Raw genomic sequence first — 18,885 nt, forward strand, 5'->3', positions numbered from 1 at the left:
TCCGGAGAAGAACACTGCTCCTACGAGTGCATAAACAGCCGCAAATGAAAATGAGACAATCAAGTTCTTTGTGGCCTGGAGTGTCGCATGGGGGTGTTCACGCGAGAGAATCAGTGCGTAGACTGCGCCATACACTCCGAACGGGATCTGAAAGGTCATATTAATGACCATGACGATGCTCGCGGCAGAAACCATACGAACAACTAACGCCCCTCGGCCTGGATAGGGGGACAACTCTTCGCGCAACAAATCGCGCAACCAGGCTAGTGAATTGGGAAGAGGCGATATCGTGGAGGCAGCGGCGGCCATTTCAGCGTCCATCCAGCGTAACGACCGCAGTTTCACCCACGCGAAAGATGTCTACTGGGGGATTCTCCACGCGCACCCGAACCGGATAACGGGCAGCGAGATGAACCCAATTCAGTGTCCGTTGCACATCCGGTAAGCCTGGACCGAAACGACCGACCACGTCGGGATCGGCGGTTACGCCGTAGCCAATGCTATCGACTACGCCGTTGAACCTCTCATTGGGCCGCGACATCAGATATACGGACGCATGCATACCGGGCCGGATATGACGTAATTGTCCCTCGCGGAAGTTTGCAAGCGCCCACCAGGTACGTGCATCGATGAGTGTAAAAACCTGCGTGCCAACGTGTGCATACTGCCCTTCGGCAATCGTCAGATTGGCGACGATCGCATCGAATGGCGCGTAAATCCGGCAATTGTCAAGGTTGTAGCGTGCATCCTTCACCGCTGCGGCCCGCTCGCCGCGCTGGTTCACCAAAGGATCGAGCGTGAGAACCGAGTGCAGCGTCTGTTGATGATGTGCGCGGCTTTCCTCAAGGGATGCCACGGAGCGCAGATACTGCGCATGGGCCGATTTCAAAGCAGCCTTTGCAACAAGTAACTGCGACTCTGCCTGTTTCAGCGATTGGGCCTCCGCCTCCTCGGAACTCCGCGCTCGGTCAACCTGATCTACCGTTACAAATTGCTTTTCGAGCAATGGCTCCAGACGGTGCCGATTGTTGCTTGCGTATTGCCACTCAGCCTTTGCCTTGTCTACACCCCGCTCGGCATTGGAGACGTCGGCCTGTGCCTGGTCAATTCCCGCCGCCCAATGACCCACATCGGCTTGAGCCGTGTCGATACCGGCGTGAGCGACAGAGACTTCGCTCACCTGGGCAGCAATTCTGCGCTGCTCATCCGAAATCTGACCTTCCAGTGACGATTGGGCGGATTCTGCCTTTTCCAAAGCGTACTGGTATGGACGCGGATCGACGACGTACAGGAGACCACCTTTCCTGACAAACTCGTTGTCGTGGACTTTGAGTTCGACGATGGGGCCCTCGACCTGAGGTGCAATGCCGATCAGGTTCGCGAAAACTTCTGCGTCATCGGTACGCGGATGGTGCTCTGCTCGCCAGAACACGGCGGTGCCTAGTAATAGGGCGGCCAGAATGATCCCGACGCTCGCCCAACGTTCTGGCGAACGATGCGTAGGACCGGCAATATCGAATAGTGTCATCCCAACTCCTTAGATCAAAAGAAAACGAGCCATATTGTGAAGGCATAGACGGCCCCAAGACAGGGATACGTAAGAAACGGAAAAGGAAGGTTGATCACGCGCCGCGTCAGAATCCAGTGTGTAAGAGTCGAGAAGATTGCCCCCAATGCAATGCACAAGAGCCATGCCGGAAATAGCGACCCCATCACGTCAACGGCCGGCGCCTGAGAGCAACCAAGGATCGTCATCAGAACTAGGGATATCGCTGCGGAAGTTCCAGTCTTGCGTATCATGGTTGGTGCCTCCCACTGGCTGGTTGAACGGAGTCAGCGGTTTGGAAGGAAAGGTCTGCGAGTGCGCCCAGCACCTGCGTGCGTGCAAGGACATCTGTCGATCTTGCCTGAGCCAAAGTTTTTTGTGCCTCGGTTACATCGAGCAGACTCCGGACTCCATAGTGATAGGACTGGATCGCTGCATCGTAAGACTGCGTAGCTGCGTCCAAGAGGGCCGCTGCAGCCTCCCGCTGGCGGAAGGCAGTTTTCAGATCGGAGTACGCAGTCCAGACGCCGTTTTCGATCTGATCTCGCGTGACCATCGCCTGCGCCCGCGCTGCTTGCACCTCGTGCTGGGCCTGCGCCAGAGTATGCTTTCGGGCACCTCCGTCGAAGACGGTCCAGCCCAAACTGAAGTTGATTTGTCCATCCAGACTTGCGGTGTGACCCCAGGGCATAGTCTGCTGCCTTGCATAGAGCGATTGAAGGTCGGGAGAAGTATGCATGCGAAGAGTAGGAAAGTATGCCGATTTTGCTTCTTTCACCCGTGCGTCCGCAGAGCGAATTTCAGCCACTTCTTTCAATAGGTCAGGACGCTGTTGTAACGCACGATCGATGGCCTGGTCGACAGACGACTCGATCCCCTCCGGAGTTGAGATTTGATCAATCGGCTGCACCGGTATTGTCTGCAACGGGGATGTCCCCAACGCAGTTGCAAGATTTCCGCGAGCCACATCTTCGGCACCGATGGCCGCCTGCACGTTGTAAGCTGCCTCTGCAACCGCACTCCTGGCCTCCAGGACATCGGGCAGCGTTGCAAGCCCATTCTTCAAGGCGGATTCAGCTGCTTGTTGGACTGCGTTCGCATTTGCCAGGTTTGCACGAGCTGCCTCCTCCTGTCCGATAGCATTGAGCAACAGGTAGTAGGCCGTTTCGATCTTATAAATCACTCTCCGATGTGTGTCGTTGAAACTAAAATCAGACGCAAGTAGCCGCGCCTTGGCCTGATCGATGCGACCAGAGCGTCCCCCGAAATCGAGGATTGTGTAATTCAAATCGAACGCCAGATCGGAGGATTGCACGACCTGCCGGTAAAAACTCGAAGTGAGGAATGCTTGCTGGCGGCTTGTTTGCGAGAGCGCCACGGCGACCAACGTTGGGTAGAGTTCACTGCGAGCGACGCCCAAGGCATCCGCCAGGGAACGGGCTCTTTCCCATGCGACGCGTGTCTCCGGATTGTGCGATTCGGCCAAATCGATCAACTCGGCAAGCGAACATGTGGACGCGGGGTTTACTGTAAAGTTCTCAGACGCAACCTGCTTTGCCTCGTCGCGTATGGAACTCTCCTGCGACGGGTGCCAGGAGAGGTTCGGAGACATCGGGGCTGATTGGCACCACGTCAGACTGTGACAGGAGACGACCAGTGTCCCAACGACGAGGCACAGCCGCCTACGGTGCGGCCTCCAGAAGCGCAGCTGTGACCGGCAAGAGATATGAGTGTTCTCCTTATCTGAGCTTGGATCTACCGCTCTGGGCCGTTTTCTTGGACAAAGTCGACGCCTCTCAGAGATTCCTTCAGATTCGTAGAAAACTTCAGGTTGTTCCTATCGGCGCCTGAGCAACTGACAAGCGCCGTCATACATGGGCTCGAAGTTAATTAGGCGTGTCGGCGTAGAAGATACTTGTGTTCCCCAGAGAGCACTAGTTCACCGCGCTGGTTATGGATTGTTGCCCTCGTCGTCACCTGGCCGTTATCTCCCTGCGGGGTGAGGGCAACAATTTCGAGAGCAGAATAGAGCGTGTCTCCGGCATGTACTTCCTTGAGAAACTTGCAGGATGCCTCGGTAAACGCGATGAACACGTCTCCGATGTATTGAGGAAAGAGCGTTGCCCCGGGAGCCGTGAACGCGAGGACCTGCAGGCCATGCACTACCGGGGCTATGTGTCCATGACGGCGCGCATACTCCACGTCGTAGTGAATCGGATGATTGTCAGCCGAAACGGACTGGAAAGCCGTGGCATGCGCATCGGTGAGTGTGCGGCTTGGTGCGCGAAAGATTTCGCCGACGCGCAGGTCGTCAAACGTTCGCGCAGGAACGACGGCGAAGTTGCTGGGATCGAAAGTCTGCGCGGTTTCCGGTATGTCTGTTGCCGAATGCATGTTGTCATCCTTTCCATTCTTGTTCTTAGAACGCTGGTCTTTCGTTGAGAGTGGCGTTGATGCCTGGCTATTCTTTGGCAGGCTTATGGCTGCTACAACTGCGGCAGCGCCAAAAATGACGTTGCGGCGGGATAAACAGCTCGATCCATCTTCGGAGTCAGGGGATATCCTTGATTCCACATCATTCGTTTGCGTCGGTATGTTCATAAGCGATTGCCTCCGTTGCGCCTTAGCCGGTGAAGCTGAGCGTTTGCACATAGTGCCGATACGATCACATGTTCTTGTATGCAGCGGTTTCTCATTGCAATCACCCTTTCCAGCCTGCGAGGAAGTCGATCAGGAGACGATTGATCCCCTCAGGCTTCTCCTCGTGAGGAAGATGCCCACATTCTGGAATGGCGTGAGTGACGAGATTGCTGGCTAGCTCCGCCCATACACGAGGCATATCGAACATCTCGCCGACTAACTTAAAGTCACGCCCCCAAAGCGACATTACCGGGCAAGCGATCTTGACTGAAGCATCGGCGTTGTCCTGTGCGACATCGGAAGCGTTGGCACGATAATCTTCCATGGCACCTCGTATAGCGCCAGGTGCCCGATACGCTTTGACGTACGTCTCAAACGCTTCGCCCCGAATTTTCAATGGGTCAAAGCACCAGTCGGAGAAGAAGTGACGCAGCCAGATGTCCTCACGGCCAGTGATGAGTGCCTCAGGAAGGTCCGGAACCAGGTGAAAAAGGAAAAACCAATATCCTTTCGCTTTTGCCGCGTCAAGTTCTCGACCGACGATTCGGGTTGGCACATTGTCCATCACGACCAGACGGTCGAGAACTTCCGGATGATCCTTGGCGAAGCGCGTCGCGACACGCGCCCCGCGATCATGCCCCACTAGCGCGATCTTCGGTAGGTTCAGTGCGCGCATCAACTCGCGTACATCCATTGCCATCGTGCGCTTCTCATAGCCCGATGAAGGTTTGTCAGTCTCTCCGTATCCGCGAAGATCGGGCGCGATCACGTCGTACTCCTTCGCAAGTTCGGGAATCTGATAACGCCATGCGTAATTTGTTTCGGGAAAACCATGCAATAAGACAACCGGAGGGCCATCTCCCGCCGTAAGGTAATGCTGGCGTATCCCATTCGCGCGTGTTGTTCGACTAGAGATTTTCATGACAATGCGACTCAGCAATCGAGGACATCCTCGACTTTATGAAGAAGACAATATGTCACTCAGCAACCCTTGATCCATTACATGTTTATGTTGAGCTGATGGCGCAGATTTGTGGTTAAGAGCGGTTCGAATGAACCGCGCTTTGCACTGAGGGACGTGCGGCCCCCTCCGAGTTTCCCCGAACCGGGAGCAACTCAACGCTCACAGTGTTGTCGAGAAACGGGCTGCCTTACCGTTGCCTCTCTTTTGAAGACCGCTCGTCCTCGGACAAACGCTTCCCAGGTACAGCGTCAGGGCCTTCTTATATTCTGCGATGATCAGAAGCTTCTCCTTCGGACCTGCTTCCGCGTAGAGCGTTGTCATGCCTTTCACCATCTGGAGAGAGATGTTTGCGGCTAACATAGCCTTTTCGCTGGTGAGCGATGGGTCCTTCGCTCTAAAGGCGTTCGCGATAGCAACGCGCAAAGCCCTGCGCGCAGCCGGATCACGGGAAAACTGGATCGCGCGGCGTGTAACTGCAGATAAGCGGGACGTTCCCTTAGGAATTCGATAACGCGTTCCGGGAACGTCTCCGCAAATGCGGCATGGGACAGTGTCTCCGCCTGTTCAATTAAAGGCTTCCAATAAGCCTCGACCTTCTGTGCGTATTGGTTCAAAAGAGCGAAGGCCATGGATTGCTGGTCTGGGAAATAGTGATAAAGCGTGCCAATCCCGGAACCGCTACGCTCGGCGATAGCAGTCATCGTTGTGGCCTCATAGCCGATCTCTGCGAAGAGCACCGCTGCAACATCCAGAAAATTAGCAAGCCGCCGTGTTGCCCGCTCCTGCTGCGGCTCCACTCGGACAGAATTTGACACAGTCGAGAGCATCCTCGCATTTTATGCTAATCAAGTTCGAGGGTGCCGTCGCTTTCTGGAGCCGCAAATCTCCGCTTCAGCTCAACATCATGCTTGACATAAACATGTAATGGATCGACGGTGCCCAAATGACATATTGTCTTATTCACAAAGTCGAGGAAGTCCTCGATTGCGGGAGCTACATTGAACTCGTTGGTTCTCGAACGGAAGAAAACCACAACGCATCCAACGGGCGACCCAAAATAGCCGCGAGCACATCAACGATCAAACAAGGCGACGACTTAGGGCGTCTCGGAGTGTGGTCGATTCGTAAAGGTTGTCGAGAAGGGAATAAATATGGCTAAGAGAGTGGCTGAGCTGCTTGTAGATGTTTTGGTGGAAGCGGGAGTGCAGCGAGTTTACGGCGTCAGCGGAGATTCGCTCAACGGAATTACGGATTCGATTCGCACCCGCAAAGAGATTGAATGGGTCCATGTCCGCCATGAAGAGGTGGCAGCCTTCGCTGCAGGCGCCGAAGCCCATCTCACCGGAAAATTGGCCGTGTGCGCCGGAAGCTGCGGTCCAGGAAACCTGCACCTCATTAATGGCCTCTACGACTGTCATCGGAGCCGCGTTCCTGTCCTTGCCATTGCGGCTCAGATCCCTAGTAACGAGATCGGTAGCGGATATTTTCAGGAGACTAATCCGGAGCATCTCTTCGCGGAATGCAGTCACTACTGCGAATTGGTCTCGCAGCCTGAGCAGATGCCACGCGTGCTCGAAATCGCAATCCAGAATGCAATTGCACGGCGCGGCGTCGCTGTAGTTGCCATTCCGGGCGATGTGGCAATGCGAGAGGCTGTTGAGCAGGTATCTCGGCTTCATTTTCCTCCGCCAAAGCCTTCCGTGTGCCCTTCGGATGATGAGATCAATACCCTTGCGACCCTGCTGAATCGGGCAAACAAAATAACCATCCTTGGTGGCGCGGGTTGCGCCGGTGCCCATGAAGAGCTGATTGAGCTTGCCGGCAAGCTACAGGCTCCCATCGTGCACGCGATGCGTGGTAAAGAGTTCATCGAGTATGACAACCCGTTCGATGTGGGCATGACGGGCCTGCTCGGATTCTCTTCCGGCTATCACGCAATGATGATCTGCGAAGTGTTGCTGATGCTGGGCACGGACTTTCCGTACCAGCAGTTCTTTCCCAAAGACGCCACGATTGTCCAGATTGATCTTCGCGGCGAACAGCTGGGACGCCGCAGCAATGTTGATTTCGGCTACGTGGGGGATATCAAGACAACGCTTCGATCTCTACTGCCCAAACTGAATCAAAACCAATACGAAACGCATTTGAAGGATTCAATCCAACACTATCGCAAAGTGCGAACGGACCTGGACGACCTGGCCACACCCAATTCCGGCAAGAAGCCAATCCATCCTCAATATGTAGCCCGCGTACTTAATCAACTCTCGACCGACGACGCGATCTTCACTTGCGATGTGGGAACACCAACGGTCTGGGCTGCACGTTATCTCAGGATGAATGGCAAACGGAGACTCCTGGGTTCGTTTACACACGGATCCATGGCTAACGCATTACCGCAAGCCATCGGCGCACAGATGAGCCATCCCGGGCGGCAGGTGATCTCCATGTCGGGTGATGGCGGTTTCGCAATGCTCATGGGAGATCTGCTCACACTTAAACAGCACAACTTGCCTGTGAAGTTGATTATATTCAGGAACGATTCGCTGGCTTTTGTCGAACTGGAGATGAAGGCTGCGGGCATCCTGGACTACGGAACAGATTTATATAATCCGGACTTCGCAAAGATTGCAGAGGGCGCAGGTCTTCTCGGTCTGCGAGCGGAAACTCCCGACCAGGTAGAACCTATGATCGCGCAAGCGCTCAAGCACGACGGCCCGGCGCTGGTCGAGGTCCTGGTTTCGCGGCAGGAACTCTCCATGCCTCCAACCATCACCTACGAACAAGCGAAAGGCTTCAGCCTCTTCATGATGAAAGCAGTTCTCAGCGGACGCGGTGACGAAATCGTCGACCTCGCGCGAGTCAATCTATTTCGCTAACAACAACTAATTGAAAGGAAGCGAAGGATACGTATATGGCTACCACCCTACCCAGCACATCAGCGAGTCGGTCAGATATTCCGACAGGAATGGATCTCCTTAATCGGCAAGGTCTGAACAAAGGCACCGCATTCACCGAGGAGGAGCGCATAAAACTTGGCCTGCTAGGGCTTCTTCCGCCACAGGTAGAAACACTTGATGAGCAGGTCGTTCGTTCTTACGAGGCTTTCCAGAAAAAGGATAATGATCTCGAGCGGCATATTTATTTGCGCGCTCTGCAGGACACCAACGAGGTTCTCTTTTACAGACTCCTGGTGGATCACATCGAAGAAATGACACCGCTGGTTTACACGCCAACGGTCGCGACAGCAATTGAACAATTTAGCCACATCTATCGCCGGCCTCGCGGACTATTCATTCCATATCCTTTGCGCGACTCAATCCCGCAGCTGCTTCGGAATCGCCCTAATAAAGATGTCGATGTAATCGTAGTTACCGATGGCGAACGCATTCTGGGCATCGGTGATCAGGGCGCAGGCGGGCTTGGTATCTCGATTGGCAAGCTCTCGCTCTACACGACCATTGGTGGTGTTCGCCCGGAACGAACCTTACCGATCGTCTTGGATGTAGGCACTAATAACAAGGAACGACTGAATGATCCTGAGTACCTCGGCTGGCGTCACGAACGGATTACTGGCCAGGAGTATTTCGATTTCGTAGATCAGTTCGTTCAGGCGGTGAAGCAGGAGTTTCCTGAGACATGCCTGCAATGGGAAGACTTTGCAACTCCACATGCCCGGCCGATCCTCCAGCGTTATCGCGACCAGTTGCTGACTTTCAACGATGACATCCAGGTAACAGCGGTGGTCGTTCTCGGAGCTATTCTAGGTGCGGTCAACGTGACTGGAAAGAGTTTGAGCGAGCAACAGATCGTCATGCTCGGGGCAGGTGGGACCGGAATCGGTGTCGCTGATGGCCTACGTGCGGCAATGATCAGCGAAGGACTAAGCGACGAAGAGGCCCGCAGCCGCTTCTGGATTGTCGACAAAGATGGCCTCTTACATTCCGGCCGAAATGATCTGAGCGCGGAACAGCGTGTCTATACCCAGCCGGAGAGCAACATTGCCGGATGGCCCCGGAGTTCCAACGGACAGATTGGCCTGGCCGATGTGATCGGAAAACTCAATGCAACAATCCTGATCGGTTTCTCCACGGTTGGTGGTGCTTTTTCGGAACCAATTGTTCGCGAGATGGCGCGAAAGGTCGAGCGTCCTATTATCTTGCCGCTCTCGAATCCCACTTCAAAATCCGAAGCAACGGCAGAGGATCTTATTCGTTGGACCGATGGTCGCGCCCTGGTTGCGTCGGGTTCTCCGTTTGCACCTGTCACCCACAATGGGCGGACGATTACCATCGCGCAATGCAACAACGTTCATGTTTTTCCAGCAATGGGACTTGCCCTTGTTGCTTCCCGGGCTCGCCGGGTCACCGACGCAATGATGCAGGCCGCCGCTCGCGCGCTTGCCGCGAATTCTCCCGCACTCAAAGATCCTTCCGCGTCCCTGCTTTCTCCCCTGAAAGACAGCAGGCGAGTCGCCAGGGATATTGCGTTCGCGGTTGGCATTGAGGCTCAAAAACAGGGCCTAGCTCCGAAGACTACCGAAGACGAACTGCGCCAGCGCGTGTTGAAGGCGCAGTGGACACCTACTTATCCAAAGTTTTCTGAATGAGGAGAGGACTTCGATGAATCGCTATTTCAAACAGTTTTCGGTTTCATCCTTTGCGACCGCTTCGGGTTTTCTCCTAGCAGTGATCGTGGTGGTGACTGCCCCATTGCTCGCATCCACCGCGAACTTTGCAGTTCCCGACAACTGCGGATAGGAAATAGTGATCCGCATCACCGGCCGCTGAATCAGCCTTCGGCCTTGCGCTATATCGCATCAGCAAGGCCATAGCTGAATTAATAGAGGGTACGGTTTTCTCAAAAAATCTGAGAGGAGAGTAGGTTGCCATGCGTGCAGTTCTGAATTTATCGTCGCCAAGTCTAGCGAGAACCGCTCGCTGTCTTAGCCTACTCATGCTCTTCGCGACTGGCTCTGCTTGGGCGCAAACGACTACGGACCCTACACCCGTTTGCGCCAAGGTGTCCTCAAATTTTCCGGCGCTGACCTACGACGAGGACAACCGGTACCTGAGCAATCCTGACTGCCGGACCGAACTCTTTGACCGACTGAAGTTCATCCCGTTACGGCACGAAGATGAAAACTACTATCTGTCGTTCGGCGTTGTCAGTCGCGACCGAGGGGAATATTTCAGCGAGAACACCTGGGGAAGCGGTCCGGAGGGGAACGCTTACCTCATGCAGCGCTACTACGGCCACCTGGATCTGCACCTCCGCGATCGGTTTCGCTTGTTCGGTGAGATTGGGAGCAGTCTCGAGACGGGCAGGAACGGCGGGCCGCGCTCGGGGATTGACGAAGACAAACTGGACATTCATCAGGCTTTCGTCGATCTCGGGATCTGGAAACGGGAAAAGGATTCCGTGTCATTGCGTGTAGGCCGTCAGGAAATGGCGCTCGGATCGTCGAATCTTGTCGCCACACGCGACGGGCGCAACATACGACGGAGTTTCGACGGATTTCGGCTGACGGCAGATGTGGCGCGTTGGACAGTAGATGGGTTCGCTTTGCGGCAAAGCGAGGCGGATCAGGATCTCTTCGATGATTCACTCGATCACAACACGAGTTTCTGGGGAATCTACGGTGTACATGCTTTTCCGGTCCTGCCGGGGGGGCACGTCGATCTCTACTACATGGGGCAGGACAACAAGCTCGACAAGTACGTAAAGGGTTCGGGCCGCGAGCAGCGGGAAACGATTGGAACTCGTTTCTGGGGAGCCACTCCACACTGGGACTACAACGATGAGTTTATCTATCAGTTCGGCCGGTTCGCGGCTGGCGATATCAGTGCGTGGTCGGTTTCGACGCAAACAGGTTACAGGTTCGACTCGATTCCATGGAAGCCGCGGTTGGGCTTCAAGATGGATGCCTTCAGCGGAGACGGGAATCGTAAAGGCAAGACCCTTGGCACATTCAATGCCTTGTACGAAGCGGGGCCCTACTTCAGCTACGCGGAGCTCTTCGGAAAACGCGACCTGATTGATATACAGCCGTCGCTCCGATTGAATCCGATTAAGAAGCTGACGCTCACGCCAAACGCCGCCTTCTACTGGCGCGAGAGCGATCAGGACGGACTCTACGCGGTTGCTTCCGGGGCAATTGTTGTTGCTGGAACAAATAGCACCGCCCGCTACATCGGAAGCCACGCTGCATTGCAAGCAAAGTGGGATGCGAATCGACACGCCACGTTCTTCACAGAGTATATGCATTTCTTTACGGGCGATTTTCTGAAGCAATCCACGGCAGGAAAGAACATCAATTATTGGACCGGCTGGCTCGAAATCCGATATTGAACGCAACCAGATCAAGTTCAATTTCTAAGGGGAACCGTATGGGAACAGAAGTTTCAACCACGATTGTGGGAAGTGCCAATCAGGCTCCTTCGTCCAAAGATACTGTCGCAACACCGAGCGGACGACCCGAAGCAAAGGCGACGATTTCTATATGGAAAGCCATAGCGCCTATTGCCATCACGGTCGTTCTCGCTTTGTTGCCTGTGCCTTCGGGGCTCGCTCCTCATGGTTGGTACTTCTTTTCCATTTTTGTTGGCGTAATCGTTGGCCTCGTTCTCGAACCATTGCCCGGCGCAGCCATCGCAGTGATCGGTATAACGCTGGTGACGGTGCTTGCACGTTTCGCGTTGTTTAGTCCGCAACAGTTAGCGGAGTCGGGCTTTCGTCCGGCAAGCGCTGCCCTCGCCTGGGCGCTGTCGGGCTATAGCAATTCCACGGTGTGGCTCATATTTGGAGCTTTCATACTCGCACTAGCCTATTCGAATACAGGACTGGGCCACCGCATTGCTCTTGTCATCATCAAGCGCATGGGCAAGAGCACTCTCCTCCTGGGTTACGGGATAGCATTGGCCGATACGATCTTGGCGCCATTCATACCATCACCCGCTGCGCGCAGCGGAGGAATCATTTACCCCATCGTGAACGATCTCGCACTTGACTACGGTTCGAAGCCAAACGATCCCACTTCGCGCCGGGTCGGATCCTATCTCATGTGGGTCGCCATCATGACCACATGCGTGACAAGTTCACTTTTTCTTACAGGCGCCTCCTTTAATTTGCTGGCTGCTGGATTTGTCGAAAAACTTGCGCACGTTGAGCTCCGATGGACGGATTGGTTTATCACTGTCGCGCCCGCCATAATCCCGCTTCTCGTTCTCGTCCCCGTGTTGACTTACTGGCTTTACCCGCCGGAAGTGAAGAAGAACGAAGAAGTCTCAAAGTGGGCGGCGACGCAACTTGAAAAGATCGGACCACTCTCGCGAAACGAAATGATTTTGGCGGCCATTGTCGTCCTCTCGCTTGTGTTGTGGGTTGCAGGGGGCACATACGTCGGCGCCGCGACCGTTGCAGGGATTGCCGTCTCCCTGCTGCTGATCACGCGGGTTTTGAGCTGGAATGACATCGCGGGGCACAAGCGTGCCTGGACGACGTTCGCCTGGCTCGGCGCATTAATCTCTCTTTGCGATGGGCTCAACCGCGTCGGCTTCGTGAAGTGGTTCGCCGATGGCATTGCATTGCACATGCGCGGACTCTCCCCTCACTTCGCAATGATTATTTTGCTCGTCTTGTTTTTCGTGGCGCATTACCTGTTTGCCAGCGTGGACGCGTACACGACTGCGCTGCTGCCAGTGATCCTGTTGACCGGCGCTGCCATCCCGGGCATTCCCATAAAGCAATTCGCGTTACTGCTATGCATGGAGCTGGGGATCATGGGAGTCATCACCCCGTTCGCGGATGCGGCCAGCCCGATCTACGCCAATAGCGGATACCTACCCTCCAAGGACTACTGGCGCTTAGGAACGATTTTCGGAGCAATCTTTCTCATCGTGTCGCTCGCAATTGGTGTGCCCTGGGCGTCGCTGCTCTGGGGGAAATAAATTTCAGGAGGGTCAAAAAATATGACTGTTACAACCGTCAATCAGTTTCGTGTCGAAGAGGATGCCTTAGGAAACGTGCAGGTTCCGGGGGAGCATCTGTGGGGTGCCCAAACCCAGCGTTCTCACATGAACTTCCCCATTGGCGTGGAACGCTTTCGTTGGGGCCGACCGGTCCTTCGAGCCCTTGGCATTCTGAAAAAGTGTGCAGCCTTGGCCAACGGGGAATTGGGCCAGCTTCCTAAGGAGAAAGTCGACCTGATCGTCCGTGCTGCGCAGGAAGTGATCGACGGCCGATGGGATGATGAGTTTCCGCTGGTTGTCTTCCAGACCGGGTCTGGCACACAGACCAACATGAACGCCAATGAGGTGATTGCCAATCGTGCGATCGAAATTGCCGGCGGCGTCGTTGGCTCTAAGAAACCAATTCATCCCAACGATGATGTAAATCATAGTCAGTCCTCGAACGATACGTTTCCCACGGCAATGCACATTGCGACTGTGGCGACAATCGAGGACAAGTTGTTTCCGACCCTCAGCAGCCTGCGCAATGTACTCGAAGAGAAATCGCAACACTATAGCGATGTTGTTATGGTTGGGCGGACGCATCTTCAGGACGCAACGCCGCTCACCCTCGGCCAATTGATCTCCGGCTGGGTAGCGCAAATCGATCAGGCAATCGATAGCATTCGCCAATCTCTCCCGGGTGTATATGCGCTGGCTATCGGAGGCACAGCAGTAGGCACGGGACTCAATGCTGATCCTCATTTCGGTGAAGTGGCTGCGCGGCGGATCGCGGAAGAAACCGGGCATCCATTTGTCTCAGCGCCCAACAAATTTGCGGCACTCTCGGCGCACGACGGAATGGTCAGTGTGAGCGGAGCACTCCGCACGCTTGCCGGGGCGTTGATGAAGATCGCGAATGATGTGCGATGGTATGCATGCGGTCCGCGTGCCGGGTTCGGTGAACTCAATATCCCCGGAAACGAACCTGGGTCCTCCATTATGCCGGGGAAAATTAATCCCACCCAATGTGAAGCGCTGACGATGGTTGCTGTTCAGGTGTTTGGCAATGATCACGCGGTGGCGTTCGCAGGTTCGCAGGGCAACTTCCAACTGAATGTATATAAGCCGGTCATGCTGCACAACGTTCTCACCTCGATCGAACTTCTTGCCGATGCCTCGCGTTCCTTCTGTGATCGCTGTGCCATCGGAATCGAGCCGAACGAAAAACGCATCAAGGAGCACCTCGACAATTCCCTGATGCTGGTAACAGCTCTCAACCCATACATTGGATACGAGAAGGCGGCGAAGATCTCACTGACTGCGTACCACGAAGATCTCAGCTTGCGTGAGGCTGCGTTGAAGCTCGGATTCTTAACCGCGGAGCAGTTTGATTCATGGGTACGTCCGCAGGATATGACTCATCCGCTGACCGGAAATTCGTGAGTGAAAGGTGAAACGCGGGTCTAACGCAATGTCGAGATGGTTGAAACGGCACTTGCTCCTCGTGTGTATTGCTATGCAGTTGCCACCGGAAGCCGGCCAGAACTAGTTCCGTCTTCGGTATAGGACAGCAGTCGATCATTTTCAATCAAGTAATCCGCTCCCAAGGCCGGGTCTGTCCATGGACGGAAGTCTTTTCGTAATGTGGTTTGGGTCATGACTGCGATTGCGCTCGCCATCTCGTCACCAGTCGGTCGTGCGCCGACCATCAGAAAGGTTCATCAAAACCTGGCGCCGATCCGGATCGTCTTCGATCTCAGCTTTCTCAAAGACTTCCGGTAGATGGTTCCGAAGAGATTCAGCATCCGATAGGCTCTTGAGCCCCGTCGCAAACGCGGCGAACTTGTGGTGGCCGAAGTAACTGTGAGGCGCCCCAGTCGCAAGAAATCAGATAGTCATAGCTGATCCGGATTCCGACCTTGTCGTCAGCATCCACGATGACCTGCCCGTTAGTAGCGCCTAGAGCCACTGCTCGTCAACGAACAGGCGGGAGGTGTGGCTGCGGGTGATTTTCCACTCGCCATCGACCTAGCGATAGTCCTGACGGATGTGGCCGTAGCCGTTGAAGATGCAGTACCGGGTCTTCACGAGATCGTGAAGTCGCCCCACCGACGATTACTAGCGGATGCTCTACGTGCCTGCAAATACCGGCGCTTATTCCAATCCAGCTCACTCCAGGTTGGCCGAAGTGAGCTGGAATTGGCAGCCCCCTTCCACTCAGCGATCCGGGTGGGCGATGGCCGGCATCACGGGAATGTCTTTGAGTTTTTCGAGCTTCACCTTGAAGCGTGTGGGGTACTGCTTCGGGTCAGTAATCGTCTTCGGCTCAGTCGACCGCCAGGTAAACAGGCAGTCGTCACATCCGTAGAGCGTCCATACGCCTGCAACAGGAGACTCGAATCGAACCCCTGTCGAGGTAGACTCACATCGTGGGCAAATCAGAGTGCTTTTATATGTCATAATGATTCCTCTTAGTCTTTGCTAACGTCAGGCGTGCTTCATCAAAGCCTGCAGCTTCGGCAACCAGTCCTTTGCTTCCAGCGGATCCATGACCTGCATAGAGTATTCGCCATGCTTTTCAGGCGGCGCCGGGGTCGTGGCATCGATGATCATCTTGTGGGTGATCCCAGGAGGCTCCGAACCCGGATCAAGAGGCAAAACTGATAGGTCCGGTATGACGACTGTGTCGTATTTCGGATTGACCTTGGTCGATATCGCCCACATAACTTGAGGCAGGTTAAATGGATCGACGAAGTCATCAACGACAATGACGACCTTTGCATAACCCAAACCATGGGGCGTTGTCAGGACGGACATGCCGACCGCCTTGCCGAAGCCACCAACCCGCATCTTCGTAGAAACGATGACGATAAGGCCATGCGTATAAAGCGCATTGACCGCTTGTATCTCCGGAAATTTCTCCTTGAGCTGTACATAAAGCGGCGGGCAGGTATTGAGGAACATGTAGTCGATCTCGGTCCAAGGCATGCCGATCGACGTATATTCATAGATCGGATCCTTGCGATGCCAGACTTTGGTGATTTCGACCGATACCATGTTTCGCAGCCCGGACAGGTGACCCGTAAATTCACCGTAGGGACCGTCAGGTTCGCGGACTCCAGGAATGACATGGCCTTCGAGGATATACTCGGCACCCCAAGGAGCCTGGAGACCATTTTCGAGCGTTACCACTGGATAAGGCTCCTCGTGCAGGGCACTCGCCATCTGAAACTCATACTGACCGTACTGCAGAGGCATGGATGCGACGATGCTAAGTACTGGATCGTTGCCCACGGCGATCACGATGGGGAGCGGCTTATTCTCACGTTCTGCAGCCTGAAAATGGAGCGCGATATCGTGCTCAGGCACAAACTGTGCACTCAACCGGTTCGGGCCTTTCACCTGCAACCGATACATGCCGACATTCCGCTCATCGGGATGATCTGGATGACGCGAAATGACCGAGGCTTTGTTGATATAGAGGCCGCCGTCGCCAGGATTGAGCCTGAAATGCGGCATTAACTCATAAAGATTGATGTTTTCCGTGATTTGAACTTCCTGCCACGGTGCTGTCTTCCGCTCCTCGACAACCCCTTTGGAAAAGTTCTGATAACGGCGGCAGAACTCATGGAACTGCGCCTTGGGCGGCGTATCTTTCGGCAGGCCCATCATGAGAGCCATATTGGGCCACGAGCCATGCACGTTAATGGCAAGCTGCGCCTTCCCGTATCCCTTGATATTGTCGAAAATCAATGCCGGTGCGGTCTCTCCGAGACCCTTGTTAGCAGCCGAAGCGGCCGCTCCAATATCCGGTTCAGGTAAGACTGGCTCGCTGATTCGTAAAAGCTGATTGTTTTCGGCGAGGAGTTTCAGAAAACTTCGAAGATCTTTGTAGGCCACGTTAGGTTACCTCCTGTGAAAATGGGTTTGCTGATTGCATTATTCGTTTCGCGCTCAGCGTTTTCCGGTTTCCAGATACGAACGCAACCGGGTCAGCGCTTCGCCCCAATAGGTGTTGCAGAGCGGTAGATGCGGGTCATTGTCATGCCATCCTACATCGCTCAGTTCGACAAGGGTTTTGCTATCGGTTTCATTAGAGAAGGTGATGGTCAAGGTCTTCCCGGCGGACGAACCAGGACCTTCGACGCAGGTCTGTACGATCTTACGGCCGGGATCGAGCTCATCCGTCCGCCAGCCGAAGTGCAGACCGGGGTGTCGTTCTATGGTGAGCGTCTTGCCGACACGGACCTCACCCTGAACGCGGCCCAGCTGCCAGCCGGCTAATCCGGCGATGTCAGTGAATGCGTGGTAGGCTGCGTCACGAGAGGCCCCAACTCTGATTGCATGTCGAAGTGTTGTCATAACATTCTCCTTTGTTCGAAAAGTGGCGCTACTTTACCTCTGCGAATTCGTGATTGGTGACATTACCGGCTTTCATTCCTTCCCAACGACGGGCAGCGGAGTGATCGAGCCCAAACTGATCGAGGATACGGACCGCCAGGTGATCGACGGTTCCGGGCGCCCGTTGGATGCGAGGTCGGTTTCCTTCCGTCCGAGATCCAATGAGTTCAACGTAGCCCCATAATCGAGGACACCCTCGACTTTATGAATAAGACAATATGCCACTGGGCACCCTTGATCTATTACATGTTTATGTAGAGCATGATGAGCTGATAACGGAGACTTGCGGTTATGAGCGGTTCAAGACAACCGAAGTAAACAGCTATGCGGACCACGAAATTGCTAAGGGCATTTCGCTGCCGAAAATTCTGAGCGGATGCAACCACTGCCACAAGACCCAGAGGCATGAAAGATAGCGAGTTCGGATCTCAGTAGCGTCATATGAACCCGCATAGATTGCTTCCTCAACTGCCCGTTGTGAAACCTTCGTCAGCTATTCTCGCGCTGTTCAATGATCAACCGGTAACCACGCTTTGCGCTGAGGTACGTCCAGACCCGCTGAAAAAGACCCTGAACCGCAGGCTGCCCCTCAGCCATCTTCACGGATCCCGGTAAAAGGGACTTTCCCTGGCGAATTGAACCCATTGCTCGCCAAACTAAATACTTGAGTGGAGAGGGTGCTTCCAAATCGGCCGCGTTGGCAGATCCATCGAAGCATCCGTTTCGCGAGACTGCTTTACCGTTGTCTCTTTTTTGGAGGCCGCTCGTCTTCGGACAAAACGCTTCCCAGATACAGTGTCAGTGCCTTCTTATACTCTGTGATGATCAGAGGTTTCTCTCCTGGGCCTACTTCCGCATAGAGCGTTGTCATGCCTTTGACCATCTGGAGCGTGATATTTGCGGCCACCATGGCTTTCTCATTGGTGAGCGATGGGTCCTTTGCTCGAAAGGCATTCGAAATAGCGACGCGTAAAGCCCTGCGTGCAGCTGGGTCACGGGAAAACCGGATCGGCGCGGTGAGCAACTTCAGATAGGCGGGCCGTTCCCGTAGGAATTCAGTGATGCGTTCGAGGAACGCCTCCGCAAACGCGGTGTGGGACAGTGTCTCTGTCTGTTCCGTCAAGGGCTTCCAATGCGCCTCGATCTTCTTTGCATATTGGTTCAGAAGAGCGAGGGCCATGGATTGCTTGTCTGGGAAATAGTGATAAAGCGTGCCAATCCCGGAACCGCTACGCTCGGCGATAGCAGTCATCGTTGCGGCTTCATAGCCGATCTCTGCGAAGAGTTCCGCTGCAGCATCGAGAAAATTCGCAAGCCGCAGTGTTGCGCGCTCCTGCTGCGGCTTCACCCGGACAGAATTTAACAAAGTCGAGGTCATCCTCGTA

The 18,885-nt window shown here is 54.6% G+C and carries 17 protein-coding genes; 6 read left to right on the forward strand and 11 right to left on the reverse strand.

From position 1 onward, the window contains the following. Positions 1 to 310 precede the first annotated feature (310 nt). The 7 genes from BDD14_RS28600 to BDD14_RS33475 form a co-directional block, all read right to left on the reverse strand. Positions 311 to 1,528, reverse strand: coding sequence for an efflux RND transporter periplasmic adaptor subunit (locus BDD14_RS28600; protein ID WP_130424574.1), 1,218 nt, complete (start codon positions 1,526 to 1,528; stop codon positions 311 to 313). Positions 1,529 to 1,542: 14 nt separating this feature from the next. Beyond that, positions 1,543 to 1,800, reverse strand: a complete 258-nt coding sequence (locus BDD14_RS34865) for a YtcA family lipoprotein (RefSeq protein WP_130424576.1) — start codon at positions 1,798 to 1,800, stop codon at positions 1,543 to 1,545. Next, positions 1,797 to 3,158, reverse strand: a complete 1,362-nt coding sequence (locus BDD14_RS28610) for a TolC family protein (protein WP_130424578.1) — start codon at positions 3,156 to 3,158, stop codon at positions 1,797 to 1,799. The genes BDD14_RS34865 and BDD14_RS28610 overlap by 4 nt, the downstream gene beginning before the upstream one ends. A gap of 278 nt (positions 3,159 to 3,436) precedes the next feature. Next, positions 3,437 to 3,940 carry a MaoC family dehydratase gene (locus tag BDD14_RS28615; RefSeq protein ID WP_130424580.1) on the reverse strand — a complete coding sequence of 168 codons (504 nt, stop codon included), beginning with the start codon at positions 3,938 to 3,940 and terminating at the stop codon, positions 3,437 to 3,439. Between the two features lie 307 nt (positions 3,941 to 4,247). Next, positions 4,248 to 5,108: an alpha/beta fold hydrolase gene (locus BDD14_RS28620; RefSeq protein WP_130424582.1), complete on the reverse strand. Its 861-nt coding sequence runs from the start codon at positions 5,106 to 5,108 to the stop codon at positions 4,248 to 4,250. 201 nt (positions 5,109 to 5,309) lie between these two features. Next, positions 5,310 to 5,573 (reverse strand): hypothetical protein, encoded by a 264-nt coding sequence (locus BDD14_RS33470; protein ID WP_242618355.1) that lies wholly within the window; start codon positions 5,571 to 5,573, stop codon positions 5,310 to 5,312. Next, positions 5,504 to 5,965: a TetR/AcrR family transcriptional regulator gene (locus BDD14_RS33475; RefSeq protein WP_242618356.1), complete on the reverse strand. Its 462-nt coding sequence runs from the start codon at positions 5,963 to 5,965 to the stop codon at positions 5,504 to 5,506. Before BDD14_RS33475 ends, BDD14_RS33470 begins: the two co-directional genes overlap by 70 nt. 336 nt (positions 5,966 to 6,301) lie before the next feature. Here BDD14_RS33475 and poxB point away from each other — a divergent pair, with 336 nt between their 5' ends. The 6 genes from poxB (at position 6,302) to fumC (ending at position 14,542) form a co-directional block, all read left to right on the forward strand. Next, complete coding sequence (gene poxB, locus BDD14_RS28630) at positions 6,302 to 8,026, forward strand: ubiquinone-dependent pyruvate dehydrogenase (protein WP_130424584.1); 1,725 nt, start codon at positions 6,302 to 6,304, stop codon at positions 8,024 to 8,026. Positions 8,027 to 8,061: 35 nt separating this feature from the next. Beyond that, positions 8,062 to 9,756 (forward strand): NAD-dependent malic enzyme, encoded by a 1,695-nt coding sequence (locus BDD14_RS28635; RefSeq protein WP_242618357.1) that lies wholly within the window; start codon positions 8,062 to 8,064, stop codon positions 9,754 to 9,756. 13 nt (positions 9,757 to 9,769) lie between these two features. Then, positions 9,770 to 9,907, forward strand: coding sequence for a hypothetical protein (locus BDD14_RS32150; protein ID WP_165420372.1), 138 nt, complete (start codon positions 9,770 to 9,772; stop codon positions 9,905 to 9,907). A gap of 262 nt (positions 9,908 to 10,169) precedes the next feature. Continuing rightward, positions 10,170 to 11,498, forward strand: a complete 1,329-nt coding sequence (locus BDD14_RS28640; RefSeq protein WP_165420373.1) for an alginate export family protein — start codon at positions 10,170 to 10,172, stop codon at positions 11,496 to 11,498. A gap of 38 nt (positions 11,499 to 11,536) precedes the next feature. Further along, positions 11,537 to 13,096 (forward strand): anion permease, encoded by a 1,560-nt coding sequence (locus tag BDD14_RS28645; RefSeq protein WP_130424588.1) that lies wholly within the window; start codon positions 11,537 to 11,539, stop codon positions 13,094 to 13,096. 21 nt (positions 13,097 to 13,117) lie between these two features. Beyond that, a complete protein-coding gene (gene fumC / locus BDD14_RS28650) occupies positions 13,118 to 14,542 on the forward strand; it encodes a class II fumarate hydratase (protein ID WP_130424590.1) in 1,425 nt (474 codons plus the stop codon). A gap of 774 nt (positions 14,543 to 15,316) precedes the next feature. On the opposite strand, the gene BDD14_RS28655 is transcribed toward fumC, so the two are convergent. The 4 genes from BDD14_RS28655 to BDD14_RS28670 all read right to left on the reverse strand — a co-directional run bounded on the left by BDD14_RS28655 (position 15,317) and on the right by BDD14_RS28670 (position 18,866). Continuing rightward, positions 15,317 to 15,559 carry a non-oxidative hydroxyarylic acid decarboxylases subunit D gene (locus tag BDD14_RS28655; protein ID WP_130424592.1) on the reverse strand — a complete coding sequence of 81 codons (243 nt, stop codon included), beginning with the start codon at positions 15,557 to 15,559 and terminating at the stop codon, positions 15,317 to 15,319. A 27-nt stretch (positions 15,560 to 15,586) separates the two neighbouring features. Further along, entirely contained in the window at positions 15,587 to 16,999 is a 1,413-nt protein-coding gene (locus tag BDD14_RS28660; protein ID WP_130424594.1) for a non-oxidative hydroxyarylic acid decarboxylases subunit C, read from the reverse strand. 54 nt (positions 17,000 to 17,053) lie between these two features. Beyond that, the gene (locus BDD14_RS28665; RefSeq protein ID WP_130424596.1) at positions 17,054 to 17,461 is read right to left on the reverse strand and encodes an SRPBCC family protein; all 408 of its coding nucleotides are present in this window, start codon (positions 17,459 to 17,461) and stop codon (positions 17,054 to 17,056) included. 775 nt (positions 17,462 to 18,236) lie between these two features. Next, a complete protein-coding gene (locus tag BDD14_RS28670; protein WP_242618358.1) occupies positions 18,237 to 18,866 on the reverse strand; it encodes a TetR/AcrR family transcriptional regulator in 630 nt (209 codons plus the stop codon). Positions 18,867 to 18,885 lie beyond the last annotated feature (19 nt).

This window comes from Edaphobacter modestus (assembly GCF_004217555.1).
Lineage (GTDB): Bacteria > Acidobacteriota > Terriglobia > Terriglobales > Acidobacteriaceae > Edaphobacter > Edaphobacter modestus.

What these genes read in the sequence shown, in the direction of transcription:
- BDD14_RS28600 (WP_130424574.1), bottom strand. Translation starts at nt 1,528, where the DNA reads ATGACACTATTCGATATTGCCGGTCCTACGCATCGTTCGCCAGAACGT.
- BDD14_RS34865 (WP_130424576.1), bottom strand. Translation starts at nt 1,800, where the DNA reads ATGATACGCAAGACTGGAACTTCCGCAGCGATATCCCTAGTTCTGATG.
- BDD14_RS28610 (WP_130424578.1), bottom strand. Translation starts at nt 3,158, where the DNA reads ATGTCTCCGAACCTCTCCTGGCACCCGTCGCAGGAGAGTTCCATACGC.
- BDD14_RS28615 (WP_130424580.1), bottom strand. Translation starts at nt 3,940, where the DNA reads ATGCATTCGGCAACAGACATACCGGAAACCGCGCAGACTTTCGATCCC.
- BDD14_RS28620 (WP_130424582.1), bottom strand. Translation starts at nt 5,108, where the DNA reads ATGAAAATCTCTAGTCGAACAACACGCGCGAATGGGATACGCCAGCAT.
- poxB (WP_130424584.1), top strand. Translation starts at nt 6,302, where the DNA reads ATGGCTAAGAGAGTGGCTGAGCTGCTTGTAGATGTTTTGGTGGAAGCG.
- BDD14_RS28635 (WP_242618357.1), top strand. Translation starts at nt 8,062, where the DNA reads ATGGCTACCACCCTACCCAGCACATCAGCGAGTCGGTCAGATATTCCG.
- BDD14_RS32150 (WP_165420372.1), top strand. Translation starts at nt 9,770, where the DNA reads ATGAATCGCTATTTCAAACAGTTTTCGGTTTCATCCTTTGCGACCGCT.
- BDD14_RS28645 (WP_130424588.1), top strand. Translation starts at nt 11,537, where the DNA reads ATGGGAACAGAAGTTTCAACCACGATTGTGGGAAGTGCCAATCAGGCT.
- fumC (WP_130424590.1), top strand. Translation starts at nt 13,118, where the DNA reads ATGACTGTTACAACCGTCAATCAGTTTCGTGTCGAAGAGGATGCCTTA.
- BDD14_RS28655 (WP_130424592.1), bottom strand. Translation starts at nt 15,559, where the DNA reads ATGACATATAAAAGCACTCTGATTTGCCCACGATGTGAGTCTACCTCG.
- BDD14_RS28665 (WP_130424596.1), bottom strand. Translation starts at nt 17,461, where the DNA reads ATGACAACACTTCGACATGCAATCAGAGTTGGGGCCTCTCGTGACGCA.